Source organism: Phenylobacterium sp., from assembly GCF_024508875.1.
Taxonomy (GTDB): domain Bacteria; phylum Pseudomonadota; class Alphaproteobacteria; order Caulobacterales; family Caulobacteraceae; genus Phenylobacterium.
In genome coordinates this window covers 1-9,942 of the sequence record NZ_JANINU010000059.1, presented here as the reverse complement: position 1 = coordinate 9,942, position 9,942 = coordinate 1, and the positions used below count along the sequence as shown (strand labels likewise).

Sequence of the window (9,942 nt, the reverse complement as noted above, 5' to 3'; positions counted from 1 at the left end):
ATCAACCTCGTCGGCACGTTCCGCTGCATCGCCAAGTCAGCGAAGGGCATGCTGGACCTGGAGCCGATCGACGGCGAGCGCGGCGCGATCGTCAACACCGCCTCGGTGGCGGCCGAGGACGGCCAGATGGGCCAGGCGGCCTATTCGGCGTCGAAGGGCGGCGTGGTCGGCATGACCCTGCCCATCGCCCGCGACCTGGCCGGCGACGGCATCCGCGTGAACACCATCCTGCCGGGCATCTTCAACACCCCGCTGATGAATGCGGCCCCCCCGCAGGTGAAGGAGGCGCTGGCCGCCTCGGTGCCGTTCCCGAAGCGCCTCGGCAACGCCGAGGACTACGCCTCGCTGGCCCTGCAGATGATCACCAACCCCTACTTCAACGGCGAAGACGTCCGCCTCGACGGCGCCATCCGGATGGCGCCGCGGTAAATTCCTCCCCCGTCGGGGGAGGGGGACCACGAAGTGGTGGAGGGGGTCCGCTCAGAACGCTGGGCAGGACCCCCTCACCCGGCTTTGCCGGGAGCTCCCCCGAGGGGGGAGCAATTGAAGCTCAGTACCGTCTCCGCCGCGTGGGCCGGCTGGAGCCGACCAGGCCGCCCAGAACGCCGCGGATGAGTTCGCGGCCGACCTGGCTGCCGATGGTGCGCAGCATCGACTTGGCGAAGGCCTCGCCCATGCTTTGGCGATTGGAGGCGCGCGCGCGCGGCGCGGGCTGGCCCGAAGCGTCGTCGCCGGCCCAGGGGCCACGCTCGGGCGGCGGCTGGGGCGCTGCCGGCTCGGCCTTCGCGGCGGCCTGCTTCTGCAGCACCTCGTAGGCGCTCTCGCGGTCCAGCGCCTGGTCGTACAGGCCCCGCACCGGGCTGGCGCCCATCAGTTGCTGGCGCTCGGCGGGGGTGATCGGCCCGAGGCGCGAAACCGGCGGACGCACCAGAGTCTTCTGCACCACCGTCGGGGCGCCCTTCTCGTCCAGCACCGAGACCAGCGCCTCGCCGACGCCGAGGGCCTGGATCGTCTCGGCGGTGTCGAAGGCCGGGTTGGGCCGGAAGCTGTCGGCGGCGGCCTTCAGGCCCCGCTGCTCCACCGGCGTGTAGGCCCGCAGCGCATGCTGGACGCGATTGCCGAGCTGGCCCAGCACGGTCTCGGGGATGTCGGCCGGGTTCTGGGTGATGAAGTAGACGCCGACGCCCTTCGAGCGGATCAGGCGCACCACCTGCTCCACCTTTTCCAGCAGCGGCTTCGGCGCATCGCGGAACAGCAAGTGCGCCTCGTCGAAGAAGAACACCAGTCGCGGCTTGTCCGGGTCGCCCACCTCGGGCAGTTCCTCGAACAGCTCGCTCATCAGCCACAGCAGGAAGGTGGCGTAGAGCCGGGGACTAGCGATGAGCTTGTCGGCGGCGAGCAGGCTGACGAAGCCGCGGCCTGACGGGTCTGTGCGCATCAGGTCGGAAAGCTGCAGCGCCGGCTCGCCAAACAGGTTCGTGCCGCCCTGGTCCTCCAGCACCAGCAGCTTGCGCTGGATCGTGGCGATGGTGGCGGGGGAGATGTTGCCGAAGCGGGCCGACAGCTCCTTGGCGTTGTCGGAGGCGTAGCTCAGCGCGGCCTGCAGATCCTTAAGGTCCAGCAGCAGCAGGCTTTCCTCGTCGGCGGCGCGGAAGACGACGGTCAGCACGCCCTCCTGCACGTCGTTCAGCTCCAGCATCCGCGAGATCAGCAGCGGACCCATCTCGGACACGGTCGCGCGGATCGGGTGGCCCGCCTGGCCGAACAGGTCCCAGAACACCACCGGCGCGCCGGCCGGGTTCAGCGTGAGGCCCATCCCCTGGGCGCGGGCCAGCATCTTCTCGTTCGGCGTCCCCGGCTCGGAGATGCCGCAGAGGTCGCCCTTCACGTCGGCGGCGAAGACCGGCACCCCTGCGTCGGAGAAGCCCTGGGCGAGGACCTGCAATGTCACCGTCTTTCCGGTGCCGGTCGCGCCGGCCACCAGGCCGTGGCGGTTCGCGCGGTTGAGGAGCAGTAGCTCCGGATGGTCCGAATATCCGATCAGCACGCCTTCGCCGGCCATCGCTCGCTCCTCACCGTTCGTCTGTCCATGACTAGCACCGGGCTCGCCGCACTCAACGCCCCAATGGTTGCGGGAGGCGGCGTGGACTCGCCGGCGCACCGGTGATTTGGCGACAATCCTTGCCGAAATGCGCTAGAGGCGGGGCAAATCCGCTCCCAATCCGAACGGAACCGGGGTAGAGCACGCCCGATTTGACGGCGTCGCCGACGCCGCCGACATTGCCGTCGAGCCTTTCCTCCGAAAGCCCGCATGCCCGCCCCCGCCGCCGATCCGGTCTCGCGCAACGCCCTGGTGATCCTGGCGACGATCGCGGGCGGGGTGGTGCTCTACGTCCTGTCCGACATCCTGACGCCGCTGGCGCTGGCCATGTTCCTGGCCCTGATGATCGACGGGTTCGCGCGGGTGCTGGAGGCGCGCCTGTCCGGCGTGTCGAACCGCGCGGCCACCCCGCTCGCGGTCGTACTGTCGATCGTGATCTTCGGCGGCGCCACGTTCTTCATCGCCGACAACGCCACCAATTTCGCGAGCCAGCTCGTCGGCTACACGCCCAAGATCAACGGCATCATCGCCCGTCTGGCTGGCCTGGTCGGGATGGAGGCGCCGCCGTCCCTGACCCAGCTCGTCCATCAGCTCAATCCGGCCAGCTACCTGGGCCAGTTGGCGCGCGGGCTGCAGAGCTTCGCCTCCACCGCGGCGTTCGTGCTGGTCTACCTGGGCTTCATCCTGGCCTCGCGGCGCGGCTGGGAGCGCAAGGTCGTCAACCTGTTCCCCAATCGGCCCGAGCGCCAGGAGGCGGTCGACGCCTTCCTGCGCATACGGAACGGCGTCGAGCAGTATCTCTGGGTCCAGACCGTCACCGGGCTGATGATCGCCGTCGCCTCTTGGATCGCAATGATGGCCGTGGGCCTCGACAACGCCCTCTTCTGGGCGATCCTGATCTTCATCGCCTCGTACATCCCGGTCGTGGGCGGGATCATTGGGGTGGCGCTGCCGCCGCTCTTCGCCCTCGTCCAGTTCGACACCCTCTGGCAGGCGGCGGTGCTGTTCGGTGTGCTGCAGGTGATCGGGATGTTCGTCGGCAACGTGGTCCAGCCGCGGATGCAGGGCCGCAGCCTGAACATGGACCCGATCGTCCTCCTGCTGGCCCTGGCGTTCTGGAGCGTCGTGTGGGGCCTCCCGGGGGCGTTCCTGTCGACGCCGCTGACCACCGTCATGATGGTGATCCTGGCCCAGTTTCCCGGAACCCATTGGATCGCGGTGCTGTTGTCCGCCGACGGCGAGCCCGGACCGTTGAGGCGCCATCCCGTCGAGCCGCCCTCCGCAAAGGGGCCTGCGAAGCCTTCCCCCAAACCGGCCGCCAAACGCCGTTCACGAACTTGAGAGCTGGGACTTACGCTGTGACTGCCGCCTTCCTATCTGATGTTGGTCGGACGACACATTCGTTCGGCGGGTGCGTCCGTTTCCCAACCCCACGGGCGCAGCGAGCACCCAGCATTCCGTCGCTCCCCCACGACGGAAGCACGCGGCGCCGGACACTCTCCTCCGGCGCCGTTCTCGCGTCCGGTGCGGAGTCGCGGTCATGAGCCGCGCCCCCCGCGCCGGATCTGGGCTCGCCAGGGCTCTCCAGACCGAACTCAAGGACGACGACGCCACCGCCGGCGTGAAGGCTTTCGCCAAGCAGGCCGCCGAAGACGCGCAGCCCGACGAGCTGCCCGAGCTGAGCGGCGCAGACCTCGCCCGCAACCTCGCCGATTTCTGGCGCTTCGCCGAGCGCCGCCGCGGGCGCGCGCCGCAGGTCCGCCTTGTGCCGGCCCAGGGCGCCGACCTCGACCGCCTGGAGATCGTGCAGGACGACGCGCCGTTCCTCGTCGACAGCATCATGGGCGAGATCGCCGACCAGGGCCTGTCGGTCCGGGCCATGTTCCACCCGATCGTCGAAGTTCAGCGCGACCGCACAGGCGTGCGCGGGAACACCGGCGCTGCGCGCCGGGAGTCCATGATCCAGGTGTTCCTCGAGAACATCGGGCCCGATCGCGAACGCGCGCTGGCCGAGGGTGTGAAGGCCACGCTCACCGACGTGCGCGCGGCGGTCGAGGACTTCCCGGCCATGCTCGACCTGATGGCCCGCTCGGTCACCGAGCTGGAAGCCTCGGGCAAGGCGCGGCCCGACGAGGTGGAGTTCCTCAACTGGCTGCACGCCCAGCACTTCGTGTTCCTGGGCGCCCGCGTCTACGAATACCCGCGGCTGAAGAACGGCGACTACGCCGCCGAGGAGCCGGTGTACCAGGCCAAGGACGGCCTGGGCGTCCTGCGCGACCCCGAGCGCACCGTCCTGCGGCGGGCCAACGAGCCGGCGGTGCTGATGAGCGCGGTGAAGGACCGTATCGTCCGCGACCCGGCCGTCACCATCGCCAAGTCGAACGTGAAGAGCCGCGTCCACCGTCGCGGCTACATGGATTACGTCGGCATCAAGCGCTACGGCGAGGACGGCCGTCCGAGCGGCGAGGTTCGCTTCGTCGGTCTGTTCACGGCCGAGGCCTACGACCAGCCGGCCAACACGGTCCCGCTGGTCCGCGAGAAGGTCGCCCGCGTCATCAAGCGCGCCGGCGCCGTGCCCGGGAGCTACAACGAAAAGCGCCTCCGCAACATCGTCGAGAACCACCCGCGCGACGAGCTGTTCCAGGTCAGCGAGGACGAGCTGCTGTCGATGGCGGTGGGCATCCTGCACCTGGCGGACCGGCCGCGGGTGAAGCTGTTCGAGCGCCGCGACCCCTTCGACCGCTTCGCCTCGGTGCTGCTGTTCGTGCCGCGCGACCGCTACGATTCCGACCTGCGCAAGCGCGCGGGCGAACTTCTGACGGCGGCCTACGGCGGCCGGCTCTCGGCCTACTATCCCAGCTTCAACGACACCCCCCTGGCGCGGGTGCATTTCATCATCGGCTTCACGCCCGGCCGGCACCTGACGCCCGACCTGCGCAAGGTCGAGGCCGAGATCGCCGAGGCGGCCCGCACGTGGGAAGACCGGTTCGACGCCGGCGTGCGCGCCAGCGGCCGCGACCCCGACGCCGTGGCCGCCACGGTGGCGCGCTATCGCGACGCCTTCCCCGCCGGCTACCGCGACCGCTTCGACGCGGCCGAGGCGCTGGCCGACGTGGCCGAGATCGAGGGCTTCGGCGAAGGCCAGGCGGTCGCCGCCCGCGCCTACCGCACCGCCGCCGACGGGCCCCTCTCGTTCCGCTTCAAGCTGTACCGCAAGGGCGAACCGGCGCCTCTGGCCGACGTGCTGCCGATCCTCGAGAACATGGGCCTGAAGGCCATGGCCGAGGCGGGCTTCAAGGTCTCGCCCGAGGGCCAGCCGCCGGTCTGGGTCCACGACTTCGAGATCGAGGACCCGCGCGGCGAAGGGCTGGTCTTCGCCGAGATCAAGGAGGCGTTCGAGGACGCCGTGGTCGCGGTCTGGACGGGCCGCACCGAGAACGACGGCTTCAACCGGCTCGTCATGGAGCTGTCGCTGCCGTGGCGCGACGCCGCGCTCGTCCGGGCGCTCGGCCGCTACCGCCAGCAGTCGGGCCTGGACCCGTCGCAGCGGGTGCAGGAACAGGCGCTGTCGAACCATCCGGCCGTCACCCGGCTGATCCTCGACCTCTTCCGCATCAAGTTCGACCCCGCCATCGCCGCCGACCTCGACGCCCGCCAGGCCCAGGCCGAGGCCGTCATGGGCGAGATCGTGGAGGCCCTGCAGCTCGTCGAGAGCCTGGACGACGACCGCGTCCTGCGCCGCCTCGCCCTGCTGGTCGGCGCGATCCAGCGCACCAACTTCTACCAGCGCGGCGCCGACGGCACGGTGAAACCCTACATCTCGTTCAAGGTCGCCTCGGGCCAGCTCGCCGACCTGCCGGCGCCCAAGCCGTTCCGCGAGATCTTCGTCTGGTCGACCCGGGTCGAGGGCGTTCACCTGCGCTTCGGCCCCGTCGCGCGCGGCGGGCTGCGCTGGTCGGACCGGCGCGACGACTTCCGCACCGAGGTGCTGGGCCTCGTGAAGGCCCAGCAGGTCAAGAACGCGGTGATCGTGCCCGTCGGCTCAAAGGGCGGCTTCTATCCGAAACAGCTCCCCAAGGGTTCGCCCGACGCCGTGCGCGCCGAGGCGATCGGGGCCTACAAGACCTTCCTGTCCGGCCTTCTCGACATCACCGATAACCTGGACGCCGCCGGCAAGGTGGTGCGGCCCAAGGACGTCGTGGCCCACGACGGGGACGATCCCTACCTGGTCGTGGCCGCCGACAAGGGCACGGCCACCTTCTCCGACATCGCCAACGGCGTGGCCGAGGACTACGGCTTCTGGCTGGGCGACGCCTTCGCCTCGGGCGGATCGGTCGGCTACGACCACAAGGCCATGGGCATCACCGCCCGGGGCGCCTGGGAAGCGGTGAAGCGCCACTTCCGGGAGATGGGCAAGGATATCCAGTCCGAGCCCTTCACCGTCGTCGGCTGCGGGGACATGTCGGGCGACGTGTTCGGCAACGGCATGCTGCTGTCGAAGCAGATCCGGCTGCAGGCCGCCTTCGACCACCGCGACATCTTCCTCGACCCCGATCCGGACCCGGCGAAGAGCTATGCCGAGCGCGAGCGCATGTTCGCCCTGCCGCGCTCGTCCTGGCAGGACTACGACAAGAAGAAGATCAGCAAGGGCGGGGGGGTGTTTTCCCGTTCGCTGAAGTCCATCCCCCTCTCGGCCGAGATCCGCCGGTTCCTGGGCACGGAAGCCGACGCGCTGTCGCCGGCCGAGGTAATCAACCTGATCCTCAAGGCGCCGGCCGAGCTGCTCTACCTCGGCGGCATCGGGACCTATGTGAAGGCCCGCCACGAGACCAACCTGGAGGTCGGCGACAAGGCCAACGACGCCGTGCGCGTCAACGGCTCGGACCTGCGCGTGAAGGTGGTTGGGGAAGGCGCGAACCTCGGCCTCACCCAGGCCGGCCGCATCGAGTTCGCCGCGCTGGGCGGCCGGGTCGAGACCGACGCCATCGACAACTCGGCGGGCGTCGACAGCTCGGACCACGAGGTGAACATCAAGATCACCACCGGCATCCTGGAGCGGCAGGGTAAGCTCAGCCGAGCCCAGCGCAACAAGCTGCTGCCGACCATGACGGACGATGTGGCCCGCCACGTCCTGGTCCATAACTACGACCAGACCCTCGCGCTCTCGCTGCTGGAGATGGACAGCGCCGGCGAGCTGGAGCCGCACGCGCGGTTCATGGCCGACCTCGAGCACGCCGGCCGCCTGGACCGCGTGGTCGAGGGCCTCCCCGACGCGGTGGAGATCGCCGAGCGGCTGAAGGCCGGCCGCGGCCTGCTGCGGCCCGAACTGGCCGTGCTGCTGGCCTACGGCAAGCTGGAGCTGAAGCGCGAGATCGTCGCCACCCGCGCGCCCGACGACCCGTTCTTCGAGACGCGGCTGGAGGCCTACTTTCCCAAGCCGCTGCGCAAGTACAAGGCGGCCATCCAGAGCCACCGCCTGCGCCGCGAGATCATTGCGACCGTCGTCGCGAACGACATGATCAACCGCTGCGGGCCCAGCTTCCCGACGCGGACCATGACCTCGGCCGGCTGCGACGTCGTCGCCCTCACCGCCGGCTACGAGGCGGCGAAGCAGGCGCTGGACTTCGAAACCCTCTGGTCGGCCGTCGAGGCGCAGGACCTCAAGATCCCGGCTTCGGGCCAGATGGCGCTGTTCCGCCGGCTGGTGGCGGGCCTGCGCGGCGCCACGTTCTGGCTGGCCCGGCGGGCAGGGCGCGAGGGGATGGGCGTCGCCGAGCTCACCGCCCGCTATGCGCCCGGCTTCAAGAGCCTGCACGGCCTGCTGCCGGAGATCCTGTCGAAGGCCGAGCGCGCGGCGGTGGACGCCCAGATCGACCGCCTGACCCAGGCCGGCGCCCCGGCCGCCATGGCCCAGGCGGCCGCGGTGCTCGGCCCGCTGACCAACGCCGCCGACCTCGTGGACCTCGCCGAGGCGTCGAGCTGGCCCTTGCCCAGTGTGGCGCGGCTCTACTACGCGACAGGTGCGGCCTTCGCCTTCGACCGCCTGCGGGCGGCGGCGGGCGAGTTCCGGGCCGGCGACATCTTCGAGCGGACGGCCCTGCGCCGGCTGATCGAGGACCTGCTGGCCGAACAGGCCCAGCTCACCCGCGCGATCATGGCCTTCGCCGGCGCCGCCCAGGCGGGCGACGACGACGCCTCGGCCCGGCAGGCGGTGTCCGCCTGGGTCGCCCTGCGGCCCGAGCAGGCGCGGGCGGCCACGCGCACGGTGGACGAGATCGAGGCCGGCGGCGGCGCCTGGACCTTCGCCAAGCTCACCATCGCCAACGCGGCCCTGCGCGAGCTGGCGGCGGAGGCGGGGAGCGCGCGCAAGCGGCGGGGGTAGGAGGAAGCCCGGGTTCCGCCTCCGCCGCGCGATCGAGGCCAGGGCTTTGGGGTTGCCGGCGTCGTTGAGAGGGGACCGGTCGGGGAGTGTCCGGGCCATCGGCGGCGGAGGCAGGTTCCCGGCCCGTGGGAAATGGCGGGCGGAGAATGGCTTCGTCCCCGCGACCCTCGGCGATGCGCCTGCCAGATCGCGAGCGCGATGCGACGAAGGCCGCCGTTTCGTCGATGGCTAGATGATCCGCCCGCGCTGGGCGCGCGCCACGGCGTCGGTGCGGTTCACGGCGCCCAGCCAGCTTGTCACCCGCGCGACGTGAATCTTCACCGTGGCCGGAGAGATCGCGAGGCGGCGCGCGATCTCCTTGTTGGTCAGGCCCTGGGCCAGCAGTTCCAGCACCTCCTGCTGACGCGGTGGCAGCGGGGGCGCCTCCAGCGCCTGCAGCGCGGGCGCGGCGGCGCGGATGGCCTCGATCAGCGCCTGCGGGTCGGCGTTCTTGGAGAACACCGCATCGACGCCGCAGCCGCGCACCGCCGCCAGCAGCGCCGGATCCGTAAGGCCCGTCAGCACCAGCAGCAACGCCTTGGGCGCCCGGGCCCGCAGGCCGGCGAGGCCCTCCAGCGGCTCGGCGCCCGGCATGCCGAGGTCGACCAGGCAGAGGTCGGGCCGCGTCTCGGCCAGCGCCCACGCGGCCGGATAGTCGCCGGCCTCGGCGAGATCCAGCCCCGGCCAACGGTCGCGCATGGCGGCGGCCAAGGCCTCCCGCATCAGCGGATGGTCGTCGCAGATCAGGCCGCGCATCTGACCTCGTCGGCTCGCTCGGCGCCGTTCGGGCGCAGCCGGATGTAGAACGCGGCGCCCCGGGTCAGCCCCGGCTGCAGGCCGCACGCGCCACCCATCAGTTCCACGAGGCCCTGGGTCGAAGCGAGCCCAAGACCGAAGCCGCCGGTCGCGCCGACACGTTCGCCCTGCGCGAAGGGACTGAAGATCCGCGCCTCGTCGCCCGGCGAGAGCCCCCGACCGTCGTCGGCGACCCAGATCGTGACCCCGCCGCCGCGTCGGCGGGCGCCTAACAGCACGCGCTGGCCGCCCGAGTGGCGGATGGCGTTGGCCACGAGGTTCTCCACCGCCCGCGCGAGCAGGAGCGGGTCGGCGTGGATCGGAATCCGGTGGCCGGCCAGGGCGATCTGCATGCCCGCTTCCGCGGCGGCCGGGCCCTGGGTGAGCATCACCCGGTCGAACAGCTCGCCCGCCGGGAAGTCCGACAGGTCGGGCTGGATCGCCCCGCCCTCCAGCTTCAGATGTTCCAGCATCGAGGCTACCAGCCCGCGGGCGGCCGTGAGCGCGCGTCGCAGCCCGCCCAGCGAGGCGACCTGCTCGCCGGCGCGCCCGCCCGGCTTCACGCGGTCGAGGAACAGCGCCGCCGCCTGCAGCGGCTGCTGCAGGTCGTGCGAGGCGGCGCGGA

General features: G+C 71.0%; 6 protein-coding genes. 3 read left to right on the top strand and 3 right to left on the bottom strand.

Annotated features, from left to right (window positions below):
• The coding region (locus Q0L11_RS05770) for an SDR family NAD(P)-dependent oxidoreductase (RefSeq protein ID WP_296595992.1) at window positions 1-429 on the top strand (429 nt) is incomplete at its 5' end.
• Between the two features lie 121 nt (window positions 430-550).
• Here the strand turns inward: Q0L11_RS05770 and Q0L11_RS05765 are convergent.
• Entirely contained in the window at window positions 551-2,062 is a 1,512-nt protein-coding gene (locus Q0L11_RS05765) for a helicase HerA-like domain-containing protein (protein ID WP_296595989.1), read from the bottom strand.
• A 249-nt stretch (window positions 2,063-2,311) separates the two neighbouring features.
• On the opposite strand from Q0L11_RS05765, the gene Q0L11_RS05760 reads away from it, so the two are divergent.
• Together Q0L11_RS05760 and Q0L11_RS05755 are read left to right on the top strand one after the other, a co-directional pair.
• Window positions 2,312-3,442 carry an AI-2E family transporter gene (locus tag Q0L11_RS05760; RefSeq protein WP_296595988.1) on the top strand — a complete coding sequence of 377 codons (1,131 nt, stop codon included), beginning with the start codon at window positions 2,312-2,314 and terminating at the stop codon, window positions 3,440-3,442.
• Between the two features lie 199 nt (window positions 3,443-3,641).
• Window positions 3,642-8,483: an NAD-glutamate dehydrogenase gene (locus tag Q0L11_RS05755; protein WP_296595987.1), complete on the top strand. Its 4,842-nt coding sequence runs from the start codon at window positions 3,642-3,644 to the stop codon at window positions 8,481-8,483.
• Between the two features lie 228 nt (window positions 8,484-8,711).
• Here Q0L11_RS05755 and Q0L11_RS05750 read toward each other — a convergent pair whose 3' ends face one another.
• Together Q0L11_RS05750 and Q0L11_RS05745 are read right to left on the bottom strand one after the other, a co-directional pair.
• Complete coding sequence (locus Q0L11_RS05750) at window positions 8,712-9,278, bottom strand: response regulator transcription factor (RefSeq protein WP_296595986.1); 567 nt, start codon at window positions 9,276-9,278, stop codon at window positions 8,712-8,714.
• The coding region (locus tag Q0L11_RS05745) for a HAMP domain-containing sensor histidine kinase (RefSeq protein ID WP_296595985.1) at window positions 9,266-9,942 on the bottom strand (677 nt) is incomplete at its 5' end. The genes Q0L11_RS05750 and Q0L11_RS05745, both read right to left, overlap by 13 nt.

What these genes read in the sequence shown, in the direction of transcription:
- Q0L11_RS05750 (WP_296595986.1), bottom strand. Translation starts at nt 9,278, where the DNA reads ATGCGCGGCCTGATCTGCGACGACCATCCGCTGATGCGGGAGGCCTTG.
- Q0L11_RS05765 (WP_296595989.1), bottom strand. Translation starts at nt 2,062, where the DNA reads ATGGCCGGCGAAGGCGTGCTGATCGGATATTCGGACCATCCGGAGCTA.
- Q0L11_RS05755 (WP_296595987.1), top strand. Translation starts at nt 3,642, where the DNA reads ATGAGCCGCGCCCCCCGCGCCGGATCTGGGCTCGCCAGGGCTCTCCAG.
- Q0L11_RS05760 (WP_296595988.1), top strand. Translation starts at nt 2,312, where the DNA reads ATGCCCGCCCCCGCCGCCGATCCGGTCTCGCGCAACGCCCTGGTGATC.